Source organism: Streptomyces rimosus (assembly GCF_008704655.1).
GTDB classification, from domain to species: Bacteria; Actinomycetota; Actinomycetes; order Streptomycetales; family Streptomycetaceae; genus Streptomyces; species Streptomyces rimosus.
Map to the genome: position 1 here is coordinate 7,719,207 of NZ_CP023688.1, position 16,973 is coordinate 7,736,179.

14 protein-coding genes and 3 tRNA genes are annotated in these 16,973 nt (G+C 73.9%); 12 read left to right on the plus strand and 5 right to left on the minus strand.

Features of this window, described 5'->3' with window-relative positions:
* The first annotated feature begins 356 nt into the window (after positions 1-356).
* The 8 genes from CP984_RS33775 to CP984_RS33810 all read left to right on the plus strand — a co-directional run bounded on the left by CP984_RS33775 (position 357) and on the right by CP984_RS33810 (position 11,839).
* Positions 357-1,418: a methionine ABC transporter ATP-binding protein gene (locus CP984_RS33775; RefSeq protein ID WP_003982542.1), complete on the plus strand. Its 1,062-nt coding sequence runs from the start codon at positions 357-359 to the stop codon at positions 1,416-1,418.
* The gene (locus tag CP984_RS33780; RefSeq protein WP_003982541.1) at positions 1,415-2,185 is read left to right on the plus strand and encodes a methionine ABC transporter permease; all 771 of its coding nucleotides are present in this window, start codon (positions 1,415-1,417) and stop codon (positions 2,183-2,185) included. The genes CP984_RS33775 and CP984_RS33780 overlap by 4 nt, the downstream gene beginning before the upstream one ends.
* A 104-nt stretch (positions 2,186-2,289) precedes the next feature.
* Entirely contained in the window at positions 2,290-3,150 is an 861-nt protein-coding gene (locus CP984_RS33785; protein WP_003982540.1) for a MetQ/NlpA family ABC transporter substrate-binding protein, read from the plus strand.
* A 188-nt stretch (positions 3,151-3,338) separates the two neighbouring features.
* The gene (locus CP984_RS33790; protein WP_003982539.1) at positions 3,339-3,974 is read left to right on the plus strand and encodes a GNAT family N-acetyltransferase; all 636 of its coding nucleotides are present in this window, start codon (positions 3,339-3,341) and stop codon (positions 3,972-3,974) included.
* Between the two features lie 228 nt (positions 3,975-4,202).
* Positions 4,203-5,417 (plus strand): precorrin-6y C5,15-methyltransferase (decarboxylating) subunit CbiE, encoded by a 1,215-nt coding sequence (cbiE, locus tag CP984_RS33795; protein WP_003982538.1) that lies wholly within the window; start codon positions 4,203-4,205, stop codon positions 5,415-5,417.
* Between the two features lie 238 nt (positions 5,418-5,655).
* A complete protein-coding gene (gene cobT / locus CP984_RS33800; RefSeq protein ID WP_030178087.1) occupies positions 5,656-9,519 on the plus strand; it encodes a nicotinate-nucleotide--dimethylbenzimidazole phosphoribosyltransferase in 3,864 nt (1,287 codons plus the stop codon).
* A gap of 202 nt (positions 9,520-9,721) precedes the next feature.
* Entirely contained in the window at positions 9,722-10,945 is a 1,224-nt protein-coding gene (cobA, locus tag CP984_RS33805) for a uroporphyrinogen-III C-methyltransferase (RefSeq protein WP_003987052.1), read from the plus strand.
* 54 nt (positions 10,946-10,999) lie between these two features.
* On the plus strand, positions 11,000-11,839 hold the full coding sequence (locus CP984_RS33810) for a TrmH family RNA methyltransferase (protein ID WP_003987051.1): 840 nt from the start codon (positions 11,000-11,002) through the stop codon (positions 11,837-11,839).
* A 36-nt stretch (positions 11,840-11,875) separates the two neighbouring features.
* On the opposite strand, the gene CP984_RS33815 is transcribed toward CP984_RS33810, so the two are convergent.
* Both CP984_RS33815 and CP984_RS33820 read right to left on the minus strand, forming a co-directional pair.
* Positions 11,876-12,307, minus strand: coding sequence for a Cif family virulence factor (locus CP984_RS33815; protein WP_003987048.1), 432 nt, complete (start codon positions 12,305-12,307; stop codon positions 11,876-11,878).
* Positions 12,308-12,413: 106 nt separating this feature from the next.
* A complete protein-coding gene (locus CP984_RS33820) occupies positions 12,414-13,925 on the minus strand; it encodes a serine/threonine protein kinase (RefSeq protein ID WP_050498790.1) in 1,512 nt (503 codons plus the stop codon).
* A gap of 203 nt (positions 13,926-14,128) precedes the next feature.
* Here CP984_RS33820 and CP984_RS33825 point away from each other — a divergent pair, with 203 nt between their 5' ends.
* The 4 genes from CP984_RS33825 to CP984_RS33845 all read left to right on the plus strand — a co-directional run bounded on the left by CP984_RS33825 (position 14,129) and on the right by CP984_RS33845 (position 16,605).
* Positions 14,129-14,398, plus strand: coding sequence for a hypothetical protein (locus CP984_RS33825; protein ID WP_003986850.1), 270 nt, complete (start codon positions 14,129-14,131; stop codon positions 14,396-14,398).
* Positions 14,399-14,587: 189 nt separating this feature from the next.
* On the plus strand, positions 14,588-14,797 hold the full coding sequence (locus tag CP984_RS33830; protein WP_003986849.1) for a hypothetical protein: 210 nt from the start codon (positions 14,588-14,590) through the stop codon (positions 14,795-14,797).
* A gap of 348 nt (positions 14,798-15,145) precedes the next feature.
* Positions 15,146-16,264: a phosphotransferase family protein gene (locus CP984_RS33840; RefSeq protein ID WP_078575392.1), complete on the plus strand. Its 1,119-nt coding sequence runs from the start codon at positions 15,146-15,148 to the stop codon at positions 16,262-16,264.
* A gap of 62 nt (positions 16,265-16,326) precedes the next feature.
* Positions 16,327-16,605, plus strand: a complete 279-nt coding sequence (locus CP984_RS33845) for a TFIIB-type zinc ribbon-containing protein (protein ID WP_003986847.1) — start codon at positions 16,327-16,329, stop codon at positions 16,603-16,605.
* A 71-nt stretch (positions 16,606-16,676) separates the two neighbouring features.
* Here CP984_RS33845 and CP984_RS33850 read toward each other — a convergent pair.
* The 3 genes from CP984_RS33850 to CP984_RS33860 all read right to left on the minus strand — a co-directional run bounded on the left by CP984_RS33850 (position 16,677) and on the right by CP984_RS33860 (position 16,972).
* Positions 16,677-16,748: transfer RNA gene (locus CP984_RS33850), tRNA-Val, on the minus strand.
* Positions 16,749-16,781: 33 nt separating this feature from the next.
* Positions 16,782-16,853: transfer RNA gene (locus CP984_RS33855), tRNA-Val, on the minus strand.
* A 47-nt stretch (positions 16,854-16,900) separates the two neighbouring features.
* Positions 16,901-16,972: transfer RNA gene (locus tag CP984_RS33860), tRNA-Val, on the minus strand.
* Position 16,973: the final 1 nt, after the last annotated feature.

Consider the following 16,973-nt stretch of genomic DNA (forward strand, 5'->3'; position numbering starts at 1 on the left):
GCCATCCGGACAGGCTTGATCGGTCCGTACGCCTGTCTGGTTTACTGGCGAACATGACCACGACGAGCAACCGCACCCCTGCGACCGAGGCGACCATGACGCCCGGTGCTCGTTGCATGTGTCGAATGTGTGACCGCTGAGGGCCCCCGCCGAGCCTCGCGCCCCGAAGCGAGACCCGCCGCCTTGCGCCGTGACCGCCGTACGCAGCCGTACGCCACGACCTCAGGCCGCCCCGCGTCACCGGAACCCGAAGCCGGGCCAGCACGCCCTCCGGGTCCCCCTTGCCGCACTTTTGCCATGAATGCCCCGTGCCCGGCGGACGAGCCGCCCGGCACACGACAGTGACGGAATTCCCTGTGATCACCACAACGGGCCTGACCAAGGTCTACCGCTCAGGAGACCGCGAAGTCACCGCCCTGGACGGCGTCGATCTGCATGTCCGCGAGGGCGAGGTGTACGGCGTCATCGGCCAGAGCGGCGCCGGCAAGTCCACCCTCATCCGCTGCGTCAACCTCCTGGAGCGCCCCACCTCCGGCACGGTCACCGTCGCCGGACAGGAGCTGACCGCGCTGGCCGGAAAGGGACAGCGCGCCAACGCCGAGCTGCGCGCCGCCCGCAGTCACATCGGGATGGTCTTCCAGCACTTCAACCTGCTGTCCTCGCGCACCGTCCAGGACAACATCGAGCTGCCGCTGGAAATCCTCAAGGTCGACCGCCGCGAGCGCTCCCGCAAGGCCCTGGAACTGCTCGACCTGGTCGGCCTCGCCGACAAGGCCAAGGCGTACCCCGCCCAGCTCTCCGGCGGCCAGAAGCAGCGCGTCGGCATCGCCCGCGCCCTGGCCGGCGACCCCAAGGTGCTGCTCTCCGACGAGGCCACCAGCGCCCTGGACCCGGAGACCACCCGCTCCATCCTCCAGCTGCTGCGCGACCTCAACCGCCAGCTCGGCCTGACCGTGCTGCTCATCACGCACGAGATGGACGTCGTCAAGACGATCTGCGACTCGGCCGCGCTGATGAAGAACGGCCGCGTCGTCGAGCAGGGCACCGTCGCCGAGCTGCTCGCCACCCCCGGCTCCGAGCTGGCCCGCGAACTGTTCCCGGTCGGCGGCGAGCCCTCGGGCCCGGACCGCACGGTGGTGGACGTCACCTTCCACGGCGAGGCCGCCACCCGCCCGGTGATCTCCGAGCTGTCCCGTACGTACAACGTGGACATCTCCATCCTCGGCGCCGCCATGGACACCGTCGGCGGCAAGCAGATCGGCCGGATGCGCATCGAGCTGCCCGGCCGCTTCGAGGACAACGTCGTGCCCATCGGCTTCCTGCGCGAGCAGGGCCTCCAGGTGGACGTGGCCGGCGACCCGGCCGACCCCGCGACGACGGCGCCCGCCGGCGCGCTGGTGAAGGAAGGTGCCAAGTGACCTGGTCGCAGATGCAGCCGCTGCTGTACAACAACACGCTCGACACGCTCTTCATGGTGTGGTGGTCGACGTTCTACGCCGTCCTGATCGGCATTCCGCTCGGCGTCCTTTTGATCCTGACCGACCGCGGCGGCGTCCTGCAGAACGTCGTGGTCAACAAGATCATCGGCGCGGTGGTGAACATCGGCCGGTCCTTCCCCTTCCTGATTCTGATGGTCGCGCTGATCCCCTTCACGCGCCTGGTCGTCGGCGTCTCCATCGGCCCCACCGGTGCGGTCGTGCCCCTGGTGATCGCCGCCATCCCGTTCTTCGCCCGGCTGGTCGAGGCCGCGCTGCGCGAGGTCGACCACGGCCTGGTCGAGGCCGTCCAGTCGATGGGCGGCGGCACCTGGACCATCGTCTTCAAGGTGCTGCTGCCGCAGGCCCTGCCCGCGCTGGTCGCGGCCGTCACCACCACCGTCATCACGCTGATCGGCTACTCCGCCATCGCCGGCGCGGTCGGCGGCGGCGGGCTGGGCAACCTCGCCTACACCTACGGCTACCTCCAGTACGAGACCAACCTGATGGTGATCACCATCGTGCTGCTGATCGTCCTGGTCATCGCCGTCCAGCTGCTCGGCGACCTGATCGTGCGCCGCCTGGCCGCCCGCGGCAGCCGCGGCTCCTCCTCCGTACGCGTCGGACTGCGCAAGGCGCCCGTCCCCGCCGCCGACGGAGCGCCCGCGGCCGCCACCGCCGACGCCCCCAAGGAGCGCGTCGGCGCCTGAGACCGGGTCCGCACCGGACCTCTTGAGCCCGGACCCTTTGCCGGGCGCACCCGCGCGGGACCGCCGGTCCCGCGCGTCCGAGAAACGAGATAGGGGCACTCTTCGTGCGTACCACCCGCAACATCACCGTGGCCGCCCTGGCCGCGGCAGCCGTCGCCCTCGGCGCGAGCGCCTGCAGCGCGCCCTCCGACGTCTCCTCCTCCGGCGGCAAGAAGGCGGACAGCAGCGCACCGCTGACCGTCGCCGCCAGCCCGACCCCGCACGGCGCGATCCTGAACTTCGTCAAGGACAAGCTCGCGGCGAAGGAGGGCCTGACGCTGGAGGTCCGGGAGTTCAACGACTACAACCTGCCGAACAAGGTCACCGAGGACGGCCAGGTCGACGCGAACTTCTTCCAGCACAAGCCGTTCCTGGACACCTACAACCAGAAGAACGGCACCCACATCGTGCCGGTCGTCAACGTCGCGATCGAGCCGCTCGGCGTGTACTCGAAGAAGGTCAAGAAGCTCTCCGAGCTGACCGCCGGCAACACCGTCTCCGTCCCGAACGACCCGTCCAACGAGGGCCGCGCGCTCAAGCTGCTCGCCGACAACGGCGTCATCACCCTCAAGAAGGGCGTTGGCTCCGACGCGAAGCTGACCGACGTCGAGGACAACAAGGGCATCAAGCTCACCGAGCTGGAGGCCGGCCAGATCGCGCCGCGCCTGGCCGACGTGGACGCCGCCGTGATCAACGGCAACTTCGCCATCGGCGCCCAGCTCAAGCCCTCCACCGACGCGCTGGCCCTGGAGAAGGCGGAGAACAACCCGTACGCCAACTTCCTGGCCGTCAAGAAGGGCAACGAGGACGACCCGCGGGTCAAGAAGCTGGCGAAGTTGCTGAACTCGCCCGAGGTCAAGAAGTTCATCGAGGACAAGTACAAGGACGGCTCGGTCATCCCGGCCTTCGGCACGCCCAAGAGCTGACCCCGTCCGCACCTGACGTCCGCAGCGGCGTACGAGCCGTTCGACGACGGGCCCCGGCCGCGCACCGCGCCACCGGGGCCCGCGCGCGTGGCACATCTCCGGTCGGATGCTGCATGCTGGTGCACTCAAAGACGGTCAACCCGGCCCGAACTTCGGAGCAGCACGGTCAACGGCGTTGGAGCAGCGGCATGACATCCACCTTTCCGGACATCTCCATCAGCACGGATCGGTTGGTGCTTCGCCCGTTCGAAGAGGCCGACGTGCCCGCGCTCACGGAGATGATGAACGACGAGCTGACCACCGCCTGGACCGCGCTGCCGCACCCGTACACCAGCGACCTCGCCCGCGACTGGGCCACCCGCCGGGCCGGCGCGGTACGCACCGAAGGCCGCGGCATCGCCCTGGCCGTCACCGAGTTCCTCACCCAGCGCCTGGTCGGCACCGTCCAGCTCGACCACACCGACTGGCGGGTGCTCAGCACCGAGATCGCCTACGTCACCGCGCCCTGGGCCCGCGGCGAGGGCTACGCCTCCGAATCGGTCCTGGCGGTCGCCCAGTGGCTCTTCAGGGACCAGAAGTTCGAGCGGGTGGAACTGCGCACCGCCGCCGACAACACCGCCGCCCAGCAGGTGGCACAGAAGGTCGGCTGCATCAGCGAGGGCGTGCTGCGCAACGCCTGGATAGCCCGCTCGCGCACCGAGGACGGCGGCTGGACGGACATCCGTACGGACCTGATCGTATGGAGCCTGCTGCCCGAGGACCTCGACGGCGTACCGGGCCGGATGGCCGACGCCAACGGCTTCGCCTATCCCGAATGGAACTGAAGGCCCGCCCCCGGACACCGGCCGTACGGTTTCGGCCGCATCCGGAGCGGCCCGCGCGCGGTGGTCCGGACCTCTGCGGGTAGTCTCGGCCTGCCCGCCGGGCCCGGAGACCGGCCGACCGCCGCCGTGCGATCCGTCCGGCGCGTGCGCGGCGTGCTGCGCGGGCGCAGCCCTTCCGTACTGCCCAGTCCTGTTCCGTAGCAAGTCAAGCCCAGGAGACTGACGACGATGGCCGACCGGGTCACGGTGATCGGGTGGGACGGTTCGCCGTTGACCGCCGCCGCCCGCTCCGCCCTCGGCGCGGCGACGCTCGTGGCCGGCGCCGCCCACCACCTCACCCTCCCCGAAGTACCGCCGCACGCCGAACAGATCCGGCTGGGCAGCGTGGACCTGGCCGCCCGCCGCATCGCCCAGCACCGCGGCACCGCCGTGGTGCTCGCCGACGGTGACCCCGGCTTCTTCGGCGTCGTACGGACCCTGCGCGCGCCGGAGCACGGCCTGGAGGTCGAGGTGGTGCCCGCCGTCTCGTCCGTCGCCGCGGCCTTCGCCCGCGCCGGCATGCCCTGGGACGACGCCCAGATCGTCGTCGCCCACAGCCGTGACCTGCGCAGGGCCGTGAACGTCTGCCGCGCGCACACCAAGGTCGCGGTCCTGACCGCACCCGGCGCCGGGCCCGCCGAACTCGCCCTGCTGCTGGACGGCGTGCACCGCACCTTCGTCATCTGCGAGGAACTGGGCACCGACCGCGAGCAGGTGACGGTCCTCACCTCCGACAAGGCCGCCGACCACGTCTGGCGCGACCCCAACGTCGTCATCGTCGTCGGCGGGGCCAGCGCCGCCGCCCAGGGCAGCGGCTGGATGGCGGGCCGGGACGTCACCTACCCGTCGCCGCCGCGCGGCTGGGGACTGCCCGCACAGGCGTACGGCGGTGTCCTGGGCGAGGGGGAATCCGTCCAACTGCGCAGCGCCCAGCTGGCCTGCCTCGGGCCCCGGCCCGGCGACCTGGTCTGGGACATCGGCGCGGGCAGCGGCGCCGCCGCCGTCGAGGCCGCGCGCTTCGGGGCGGCCGTCATCGCGGTGGACGCCGACCCGGACGCCTGCGACCGCACCGCCGCGGTGGCCCGCCGGTACGGTGTACAGCTCCAGGTCGTCCAGGGCCGCGCGCCCCAGGTACTGGAGGACCTGCCGGAGCCGGACGTCGTACGGGTCGGCGGCGGGGGAGCGGCCGTGATCACCGCCTGCGCCGCCCGCCGGCCGGAGCGCATCGTCGCGCACGCGGCCACCCGCGACGAGGCCGAGGCGATCGGACGGGCGCTGACCGACGGCGGTTACGAGGCCGAGTGCGCGCTGCTGCAGTCCGTGGAACTGGACACCTCCGCCTGGGTCGAGCGGGAGCGGGCCGTCGTCTTCCTGCTCAGCGGCTATCGGGTTGCTCACCCGTGACCGGGCGCGGCCCCGGCGCGGGGTAGGCTGGCGGATCGTTGCGCCGCCGTCCCGCGTTCGGTTTCGTACGCCAATATCCGGAACATGCCGTGGTTTTGGCCGTAATTGAAGCTCTTGAGGGCGGACGTGCCGCGAGGCGCGCTCGCTCGTTCTAGCTATCGGGGCGGTCGGCGTGCCGCGGTGGAGCGCGTCGCACGAGCGGTTGGAAGGAGCACTACCAAATGGGCGAGGGGTACGCATGACCGACACCGGCCAGGTCCCGGGCGAGGGGCTGCCGGAGAACGCAGGCGGACAGCCCGGACAGCCGCAGCCGGCGGCCGTTCCCTCCCCTGCCGACGCCGGCCCGACACAGGCGCCGGGCACGCCCCAGGCTCCTGACGCTTACACCTACCTCGACCCCGCCGACGCGGGCGCCGAGGACGACGACCTCCTGCTGATGCCGGGGGCCCAGGGCGCGTGGGGCAGCGAGCAGCAGCACCACCAGCCGGTGACGCCGCCGCAGTTCCCCCAGCAGGCCCAGCCGCAGCAGGCGCCGCCCCAGCAGTCCGTGCCGGAGCAGGCGGGCCCGTACGACTCCGCGCCGCTCGGCGCCATGGGGTACGAGCCGCTGCCGCCCGAGACCGGCGACCACGAGAGCGGTGGCCGTGACACCGGTTCGGTCGATGTGAGCGGCGTACGCGTCCCGCCGACGGCCGCGCCCCAGACCCCCGCGCCGCCGCGCCGCCCGCTCCACATGGGCCCGCCGGTCCCCGACGCGGGCGGCGGCGTGGTCCGCTCGCTCGCCGACCGCGGCCCGGCCGGCGCGCCGCCGCGCGCCACCCCCGCCCGGCCCGCGCCGGGCCCCGAGTACCTGGACGTCGAGGAGGGCGCGCCGCAGGCGGACACCTCCGGCGGCGCCCCCGTCGCGCAGCAGGCGGTCGCCGAGGAGTACGCGGCCCCTGGCGCGGCGATGCCCGGACCGCAACTCGGCGGTATCCCCGCCGAGGTGCCGTCGTGGGACAGCGCCCCGGCGCAGGCCGCCCCCGTGGCGCCGGTCGCCGCGGCAGCCGCCGGGCAGGCCGCTGCCGCCGTACCGACGGCCCCGGGTGCAGAAACGGTCGATCGCGGTGCCGAGGAGGCTGCGGAGGCTGATGTGACTGCCGAGGCGCCCGGGTCCGAGGGTGCTGCTGAGGCTGCTGTGGAGGGTGTGCCCTCCGAGGCGGTCGAGGCCGCGCCGCAGGTGGCCGAGGCCGCCGCTCAGCAGGCGGAACAGGCCGTGGCGGCGGAGCCGGCCCAGGAGGCGGTTGCCGCCGGTACGGCCGAGGGCGCGCAGCCCGTAGAGGTACCGCAGCCCATACAGGCCGCCGAGGAGGCACCGGTCGAGACGGCCGACACGCCTGCGGCGGGGCAGGACGGGGCCGTAACCGCTGAGCAGGAGCAGGCTGTGCAGGAGGCGCCGGCGGAGGCCGCGGCCGTGCCCGGCGCGGAGCGGGCTGTGGCGGAGGAGGCTGTTGTGGCCGAGCAGGGGCAGGGTGCTGTGGCTTCGGGCGATGCGCCTGTGGGCGATGCCGCGGGCGGTGAGCCCGCGGGGGACACGTCTGCGGGTGACGTGCCTGCGGCCGAGGTGGTGCAGGACGCCGTGGTTCAGGCCGGGCAGGGCACGGTTGAGCAGGCTCAGGTAGAGCAGGGGCCGGAGCAGCAGGTCGGGGCGGCGGAGCCGTCCGGGGCCGTCGAGGCCACTCCGGCCGCGGAGGCCGCACCGGCCGCTCCGGCCGCCGATGCGCAGGCCCCGGCCGGGGACGCTGTTCCCGCCGCCGTCGTCGTCGCCGAGCAGGCCGTAGCCCCGCAGCCGGAGCAGGCCGCTGTCCCCGAGGGCGTCCAGCAGACCGAAGGCCCTCAGCAGCCCGCGGACGCCCAGAACACCCCTGAGGCCCCGAACGCCCAGCCGGTCGAGGAGCCCGCCCAGATTCCCGAGCAGACCGCTGCCCCGGCGGACGCCGCCCCGGCGAACGACGCGCAGCCCCCGGCCGAAGACGGCTCCGACGCCGGTCAGCCCGTCGTGGAGCAGGACGGCGCCTCGCTGGTCCAGCTCGGCGACGCCCCGGACGCCCCGGTCGTCCTGGACGCGCAGGACGCGCAGGACGCGCAGGCCCCCCAGGGCCCGCAGGACGCCCCCGCCGAAGCCGCCCCGGAGCAGCCCGCCCCGGCCGCCGCCGAGGCCGTACCGTCCACCGAGGCCGTACCGTCCACCGAGACCCCCACGCCCGCGGACGCCCCGGCCCCGGCCCCCCAGGACGGGACCGCCCCGCAGGACGGGACCGCCCCCCAGGACGACACCACCCCCCCGGCCGACCCCCAGCAGCCCGCCATCCCGGCTCAGCCGCTCGGCCCCCCGGCCGCCGGTTACGACGACTCCGAGCGTGCGGCCGTGCACCGGGTCATGCGGGAGCGCCGTGACATCCGTAACGGCTTCCGCTCCGACCCCATCCCCAACGAGGTGCTGCTGCGCGTCCTGGAGGCGGCCCACACCGCCCCCAGCGTCGGGCACTCCCAGCCCTGGGACTTCGTCGTCATCCGCTCGCAGGAGACCCGGGAGCGGATGCACCAGCTCGCCGCGGCGCAGCGCGAGGCGTACGCGAAGTCGCTGCCGAAGGCCCGCGCCAAGCAGTTCCGCGAGCTGAAGATCGAGGCCATCCTCGAAACGCCGGTCAACATCGTGGTGACCGCCGACTCCACCCGCGGCGGCCGGCACACCCTCGGCCGCCACACCCAGCCCCAGATGGCCCCCTACAGCTCCGCGCTCGCGGTGGAGAACCTGTGGCTGGCGGCCCGCGCCGAGGGCCTGGGCGTCGGCTGGGTCAGCTTCTTCGACGAGCGCGAGATGGTCCGCGAGCTCGGCCTGCCCGAGCACCTGGAGGTCGTCGCGTACCTCTGCGTCGGGTACGTGGACGAGTTCCCCGACGAGCCCGAGCTGATGCAGGCCGGCTGGGCCAAGCGCCGCCCGCTGTCCTGGGTGGTCCACGAGGAGACGTACGGCCGCCGCGCCCTGCCCGGCGAGGCGCCCGCCAACCTCCTCCAGGAGACCCTCCAGGGCATCCGCCCGCTGGACGCCAAGGCGCTCGGCGAGGCGTGGGAGCGGCAGAAGCGGATGACGAAGCCCGCGGGCGCCCTCGGCATGCTGGAGATCATCTCCGCGCAGCTGTGCGGCCTGTCCCGCAAGTGCCCGCCGCCGATCCCGGAGCCGGCCGCCGTCGCCGTCTTCGCGGGCGACCACGGTGTGCACGCCCAGGGCGTCACCCCCTGGCCGCAGGAGGTCACGGCGCAGATGGTCGCCAACTTCCTGGGCGGCGGCGCGGTCTGCAACGCCTTCGCCAACCAGGTGGGCGCCGAGGTCTGCGTCGTGGACGTGGGCGTGGCGGCCGACCTGCCGGCCACCCCCGGCCTGCTGCCGCGCAAGATCCGGCCGGGCACCGCCGACTTCACCGTCGGCCCGGCGATGAGCCACGACGAGGTGCTGCGCGCCATCGAGGTGGGCATCGAGACCGCCCGCGACCTGGTGGCCGCCGGCAACAAGGCGCTGATCACCGGCGAGATGGGCATCGCCAACACCACCACCTCGGCCGCCCTGATCTCCGTCTACACCGAGACCGACCCCGCCGAGGTCACCGGCCGCGGCACGGGCATCAACGACGAGACCCACGCCCGCAAGGTCGACGTGGTGCGCCGCGCCCTGGAGCTGCACCGCCCGGACCCGGCCGACCCGATCGGCGTCCTCGCCGCGGTCGGCGGCCTGGAGCACGCGGCGATGGCCGGTCTGATCCTCGGCGGCGCCTCGCTGCGTACGCCGGTCATCCTGGACGGCGTCAGCGCCGGGGCCGCCGCCCTGGTGGCCCGCGCCATCGCCCCCGAGGCGCTGGCCGCCTGCATCGCGGGCCACCGCAGCGCCGAGCCCGGCCATGTCGCCGCGCTCAACAAGCTCGGACTGCGCCCGCTGGTCGACCTCGACCTGCGGCTCGGCGAGGGCACCGGCGCCCTGCTGGCGCTGCCCGTCGTCCAGAGCGCCGCCCGCGCCATGCACGAGGTCGCCACCTTCGACTCCGCCGGAGTCACCGAGAAGGGCTGACCGCGCGGGAGGTCCCTGCGCATGACCCCCGGCCCGCAGCCTCATAGGCTGTGGGCCGGGGCCGTACCCTCTCACCAGGCCCCCGGGGCGGCAGCCGCCCCGTCCCACCGCCGCTCCAGTGCCGCAGCGGCGACGCGTCCCCACCTTCGCCAGCGCGCGCTGCCCGCACCACCGCGCCACCCGTACAAGGAGCCGTACCGCCATGGCCGAGCACGCCGAACACGCCGCCTACCCCGTCGGACTGCGCCTGTCCGGCCGCCGCGTGGTCGTCCTCGGCGGCGGCCAGGTCGCCCAGCGCCGCCTGCCCTCCCTGGTCGCGGCGGGCGCCGACGTGCTGCTGATCTCCCCGTCCGCCAAGCCGTCCGTCGAGGCGATGGCCGACACCGGCGAGATCCGCTGGGAGCGCCGCCGGTACGCGCCCGGCGACCTCGCCGACGCCTGGTACGCCCTGATCTCCACCGACGACCCCGAGGCCAACGCTGCCGCCTCCCAGGAGGCCGAGGACCGCCGCGTGTGGTGCGTGCGCTCCGACGACGCGGAGGCCGCCACCGCCTGGACGCCGGCCACCGGCCGCAGCGAGGGCGTCACCGTCGCGGTCCTCACCGGCCGCGACCCGCGCCGCTCCGCCGCCGTACGGGACGCCATCGTCGAGGGCCTGCGCGACGGCACCCTCGCGGCCCCGCACCACCGCGCCCGCGCCACCGGCGTCGCCCTGGTCGGCGGCGGCCCCGGCGACCCCGACCTGATCACCGTGCGCGGCCGCCGGCTGCTCGCCGAGGCCGACGTGGTCATCGCCGACCGGCTCGGCCCCCGCGACCTGCTCGCCGAACTGCCGCCGCACGTCGAGGTCATCGACGCCGCGAAGATCCCGTACGGCCGGTTCATGGCGCAGGAGGCCATCAACAACGCCCTGATCGAGCACGCCCGCGCCGGGAAGTCCGTGGTCCGCCTCAAGGGCGGCGACCCGTACGTCTTCGGCCGCGGCATGGAGGAACTCCAGGCGCTCGCCGAGGCCGGCATCCCCTGCACCGTCGTGCCCGGCATCTCCAGCTCCATCAGCGTGCCCTCCGCCGCCGGCATCCCCGTCACCCACCGCGGGGTCGCCCAGGAGTTCACCGTCGTCAGCGGCCATGTCGCGCCCGACGACGAGCGCTCCACGGTCGACTGGTCGGCCCTCGCCCGCCTGCGCGGCACCCTCGTCGTCCTGATGGGCGTCGAGAACAGCGGCGCCATCGCCGCCACGCTCATCGCGCACGGACGCGGCGCCGACACCCCCGTGGCCGTCGTCCAGGAGGGCACCACCGCCGCCCAGCGCCGCGTGGACGCCACGCTCGGCACGCTCGGCGAGACGGTACGGGCCGAAGGCGTACGGCCGCCCGCAGTCATCGTCATCGGTGAGGTCGTGGCCGTGAACCCCACGGACTGACCCCGCGAACCTCACCGCCCCCACCCCACCCACCAGCGACAAGGCACCCACCCCGTGGCTGACATCATCACCGTCGACGACCCGGACGACCCCCGCCTGAGCGACTACACCGGCCTGACCGACGTGGAGCTGCGCCGCCGCCGCGAACCGGCCGAGGGCCTGTTCATCGCGGAGGGCGAGAAGGTCATCCGGCGCGCCGGACAGGCCGGCTACGCGATGCGCTCGATGCTCCTGTCCGCCAAGTGGGTCGAGGTGATGGGCGACGTCATCGAGGCGGCGACGGCACCGGTGTACGTGGTCGACCCGGCCCTGGCCGAGCGCGTGACGGGCTATCACGTCCACCGCGGCGCCCTGGCCTCCATGGCCCGCAAGCCGCTGCCGACGGCCGCCGAACTCCTGGCCCGGCCCGGCACCCGCCGGATCGCGGTGATGGAAGCGGTCAACGACCACACCAACATCGGCGCGATCTTCCGCAGCGCCGCCGCCCTCGGCATGGACGCCGTCCTGCTCTCCCCGGACAGCGCCGACCCGCTCTACCGCCGCTCGGTGAAGGTCTCCATGGGCGCGGTCTTCGCCGTCCCCTACGCCCGCCTGGAGAACTGGCCCCGGGACCTGGAAACCGTCCGCGAGGCGGGCTTCCCGCTGCTGGCCCTCACTCCCGACGCCCGGGCCGTTCCGCTGGACGAGGTGGCTCCGCACCGCATGGAGCGCGCGGCGCTGATGCTCGGCGCCGAAGGTGACGGTCTGTCCCGGCGCGCCCTGGACGCCGCCGACACCTGGGTGCGCATCCCGATGGCCCACGACGTGGACTCCCTCAATGTGGGGGCAGCGGCGGCGGTGGCCTTCTACGCGGTCACGGCGGGGCGGGGGGACGGGGGACCGGCCGAGGGGTGAGTACGGGGCGGCCGGGCCGCGGGGCGGTGGTCCGGGTCAGGGCTGGTCGTACCAGGCGAAAGCGGCGATCCGCCAGCCTTCCGGGGTGCGGACGAACTGGAAGGACTTGCTCCCCTCGCCCTCGTACGGGGCGCCGTCCAGGAAACCGGACTTGCGGTATGTGCCGAACCGCGACGCGATGTCGCCCGCGATCTCGGTCCGCTCGGACGTCTCCCATTCGGAGAACTCGACCAGCCGGCCCTCGGTCAGCAGCCGCTGCCGCGGCTCGATGAACGCCTCCACGGAGTAGACCGTGAACTGCGGGCCGGTCACCACGATCACGCCCTCCGGAAGCATCAGCCGGCGGATCACGGCCACATCGGGGGTCCGGCCGCCCCGGTTGTCGAAGGCGCCGAAGAACTCGGCGGTCAGCGCGTCTATCTGGGCCTTGTCGGTCTTCTCGGCCCGGTCGTTCTCGATCTTGGACATGGCGCGAAAGTAGCACCCGCCTGCTGCCGTGTGGGACGGAATGTTCGAATCCGTTGCCGGTTGCCGGTTGCCGGTTGCCGGTTGCCGGGCGTCCGTCGGCGGGCCGTCAGTTCCGGCCGGTCTCCGGTGGCAGCGCGGGCGACGACGACACGTGCCCCGCCCCGTATGCCGACCGCTCGGGCCCCAGACTCCTGGCCGGGCCCTGGCATCCCTGTGCCACCGCGATCCCCAGCGCGACCAGCAGCGTCACGGTGATGAACACGATGATCCGCTGACGCAGCAGCCGCCGGTCGGGGCCGGGCCTGCGGGCGCCGGGCGACGTACGCGATCCCGTACGGGAGACCCGCGCCGGGCGCGAACCGTTTCGGCCCGGGGTGCGTGCTCCCGGTACGGACGGGCGCGCCGACGGTCGCCTGCCGCCGCGGGACTTCGGCGCGGCTTCTCCCGAAGGCCCCGCGCCCGGGGCGCCCGCACCCGGAGCGCTCGAAGCACCCGGCGTTCCCTGGGGCCGGACCGGCGCGGCACCCCGGCCCGCCCCACTGGCGCGCGGCGCCTGGGGACGCGGCGTCGGCGTGTTGGCGGCCCGCCGCTCCGTACGCTGCCGCGCGTACTCCTCCGCGCGCTTGCCGGTCGGACGGTCCGCCTGCGGGCGTACGGACCTGGCCGCCCGGGCCGGAGTGCTCCGCTCGGACGGCGCCCCCGCGCCCCGCTCGGGCGACGGGCCACGCCCCGGCCGCAGACGCCCGGCCCCGCCGGGCGGCACCTCGCCGCCGGGCCCGCCCGGCATGGACAGCCCCTGCGCCTCACGCGCCGCGATCTCCTTCAGCCGCAGCGACAGCGACAGGGTGCTGGGCCGGTCCGCCGGGTCCTTCGCCAGGCACGCCGCGAGCAGCGGGGCCAGCGCGTCCGGCACGCCGGACAGCTGCGCCTCCTCGTGCACGACGCGGTAGAGCATGACCTCCGAACTGCCCTGCCCGAAGGGCGAGTCCGCCGTGCACGCGTACGCGAGCGTCGCGCCCAGCGCGAAGATGTCCGTCGCCGGGGTCACGGCCGCGCCCCGCACCTGCTCCGGCGCGAGGAACCCGGGTGATCCGACCGCCGTACCGACGTGGGTGAGCGTGCTCGCCCCGGTGGCCCACGCGATACCGAAGTCGATGATGCGCGGGCCCTTGGGGGAGAGCAGGATATTGGACGGCTTCAGGTCCCGGTGGACCACGCCGGCGTCGTGCACCGCCAGCAGGCCCTCGGACAGCGCGGCGCCGATCGAGGCGACCTGCGCCGGGTGCAGCGGCCCCTCGTCGTTGACCTTGTCGTGCAGCGAGGGCCCGGGGACGTACTGCGTCGCGAACCACGGCCGGTCCGCGTCCAGGTCGGCGGCCACCAGCCGCGCCGTACAGCCGCCGCGGATGCGCCGCGCGGCCGACACCTCGCGGGCGAACCGCGAGCGGAATTCCTGGTCCTCGGCGAGGTCGGGGCGGATGACCTTCAGGGCCACCCGCTGCCCGCGCTTGTCGGAGCCGAGGTAGACCACGCCCATCCCGCCCGCGCCGAGCCTCCGGTGGAGCCGGTACGAACCGACGACACGCGGGTCCTCGCGCCGGAGCCGCATCATCGCCATGTCCATCCCCGCTGCCCGGTCCCGTCTGACGTGGCACAGCTTACGGATTGACGGCTCGCTGTGCTGATAGGCCGCGCATGCGTCGGCGACCGGATTGTCAGTGGCCGGTGGGATGCTGACGGAGTGGGGGAAATCCGGACGCGGCGCGGTCCGGCCTCCCGCGCGTGTGCCCAATGATCCGTCGCGGAAGGGGGATTGACGCGGTGAAGGGTGACCGGGTCGAGATCGTCGTGGATGCCGGGGACACCACCCGGGCGTATGAAGTGGTGGCGAGCAGGGCGGGCCGCAGGGTCGAGACGGCGGTGCGCAGGGGAGTGGTGGAAGTGAGCGAAGTCACCCGGAGCGGCTCGGTGGTCCGTACCGCCCGCTTCATGGCCAACCGGGTCCTCGCCCTGGTCGAACACCCCGTGCCGCGAATCGAGGAATCCGAGGCCGCCGGGGAGCGTCCCCTCCGGGATGACCCCAGGTCCTGAGGGGGACATCTCCACCCAGGGGAGTAGGCGCCGCGGCGTGCCGTCATCCTGGCGTAGGCCGCCCAATCGGTACGACGGCATGACGCCCGCCGCCCGCCGACTGCCTAATGTTGTCTGCAAGCGGCGGGTGAACGCACTCGTCCCCCGAGGTCAGACACCCGCCGCCCCAAGACTGACGGGAGCGGGGCGATGTCGGATCTCTTCGGACGCACGGCCGTCCGTACGCAAGGACGCAGGGTCGTCTCGGCGTTCGGCGGACGGACCTCCGGGACGCGCCGGCATCCGCTCGTCGCGGTGGCCATGGTGCTGCCGCTGGCGGTCCTGCTCGCCGTCGTGTTCGGCGGCTGGGATGCCGTCATGACACAGGCGTCGTCCGTGGCCGGAATGCTGGGGCGCTGAGGCGCCCCGGTCCCGGGAGAGCGGCCCGGGACGGGGGACTTCCGGCCTACAACCCCGTGGGGACGGGGGTGCGGCGGACGGCAGAATGGCCGGGCATCTGGGGAGATGCCCGGCCATCGGCCTGTTATGGGCCGGTCGACGGACCTGGCGGACCTGGCGGACCTGGCGGACCTGGCGGACCTGGCGGACCTGGCGGACCTGGCGGACCTGGCGGATTCTGCGGGGCGGCCGGAGGTCTGTTCGGACCGGTCGGCGGACTGGGCGGGCCCGGCCCCACCGCCTACGATCCCTGCGAACCGTCCGCCCGTCCGTCCGCTCACCTGCCCGCTCCGCTCCGGGGGAGGGACGATGCCCGCACCCCACATCAGCCAATTGGCAGCCCTGGCCCGGCGGACCGCCCCCGAAGCCACCCACGGGCCCACCACCTCTGCCGACCGCCCTGAGGTCACCCGTCACCTCATCCCCTCGGCAGCCCACCCTGAAGTCACCCGCCACCCCACCCCGTCGCCCGACCATCCCGAAGCCCCCCTCCGCCCCACGCTCCTCGCCGACCGCCCCGACGCCACGCTCCTCCGCTGCGGAAGTGTCGTGGCCAAGGCGCACGCGCCGGACTGCGACGCGGAGCGGCTGGCCGTCCGGCTCCAGGTCGCGGCACACCCGTACCTGCGCGGCACCGTGCTGCAACCGCTCCCGGTCACCGGCCCCGACGGCCTCCTCGCCCCGCTCGCCGACGGTCGCCCCGCGACCTGCTGGCCCTACGGCAGGCCCGTATCCCCGGACGATCCGTACGCCGCCCCGTGGGAGGAGACGGCCCGGCTGCTCGCCCGCCTGCACTCCGTTCCGGCGGCGCGCCTGCCGGGCCCGGTGCCGCCGATGCGCGGCCCGGCCAAGGCGGCCCGCGCCCTGACCCGTATGCGCGCCGCGCTCACCGCATCCGGCGCGCCGCCCTTCCCCGCCGCCGTCCTCGCCGTCGAACACGCCTGGGCGCTGCTGCCCCCATGGGCCCGCGACGAGGCGCCGTCGCCGCGCGCCGACGTCCTGTGCCACGGCGACCTGCATCTCGGGCAGCTCGTCAGGCATCCCGCCCCGGACGGCCCCTGGCTGCTCATCGACATCGACGACCTGGGTCTCGGCGATCCCGCGTGGGACCTGGCCCGCCCCGCCGCCTGGTTCGCCACCGGGCTGCTGGCCCCTGACCTCTGGTCCCGGTTTCTCGGCGCCTACCGGGCGGCGGGCGGACCCGCCGTATGCCCGTACGGCGATCCCTGGCCCGAACTGGACGTGCCCGCCCGCGCCCTGACGGTCCAGACGGCAGCCCTCGCCCTCGCCAAGGCCGCGCCCGCCGGCCGCGCGCCGGACGCCGACGAGACGGCTTGCGTGGACGCCTGCGACCGGATGGTCCGCGAGGCGCGCAGGGCCCGAACGGCTTGTGTTCTACGGGAGTTGGCGGGCCGCCCGCGGCCGTAGGGTGAATCCGTCACCACCGGACGGCCGCTCCGGGGGCCGCCTCTCGTCAGGAGACGATCGCCATGCAATGTCCCAAGTGTCACGGCCCGATGCAGACGTACAACCGCAATGGCGTGCAGATCGAGCAGTGCGCCGGCTGCCGGGGGATCTTCCTGGACTACGGGGAGCTGGAGGCGCTGTCCCGTATGGAGGCGCAGTGGTCCACCCAGGCGCCCCCGCCGCAGGCGTACCCGCACGCCCCGATGGCGTACCCGGCCGCCCCGGCCTGGGGCACCGCGCACCACGGCCATCACGGGCACCACGGCCACCGCGGATTCGGGCGGATGCTGTTCTCCTCCTGAGCCGCGGCCCGAACCCGCACCCACAACGGCGAAGGGCCGGAGCGTCTGCTCCGGCCCTCGACCGTACGGTGTGGACGATACTGGGATTGAACCAGTGACCTCTTCCGTGTCAGGGAAGCGCTCTCCCGCTGAGCTAATCGTCCTCGGGACCGCGGCCGGGGCCGCGGGGTGCTGCGTGCGCGATACTGGGATTGAACCAGTGACCTCTTCCGTGTCAGGGAAGCGCTCTCCCGCTGAGCTAATCGCGCGGGGTCCGCCCTGCCCGAAGGCGGGGGGAGCGGTCCTTGCGGACCAGTGGACGATACTGGGATTGAACCAGTGACCTCTTCCGTGTCAGGGAAGCGCTCTCCCGCTGAGCTAATCGTCCT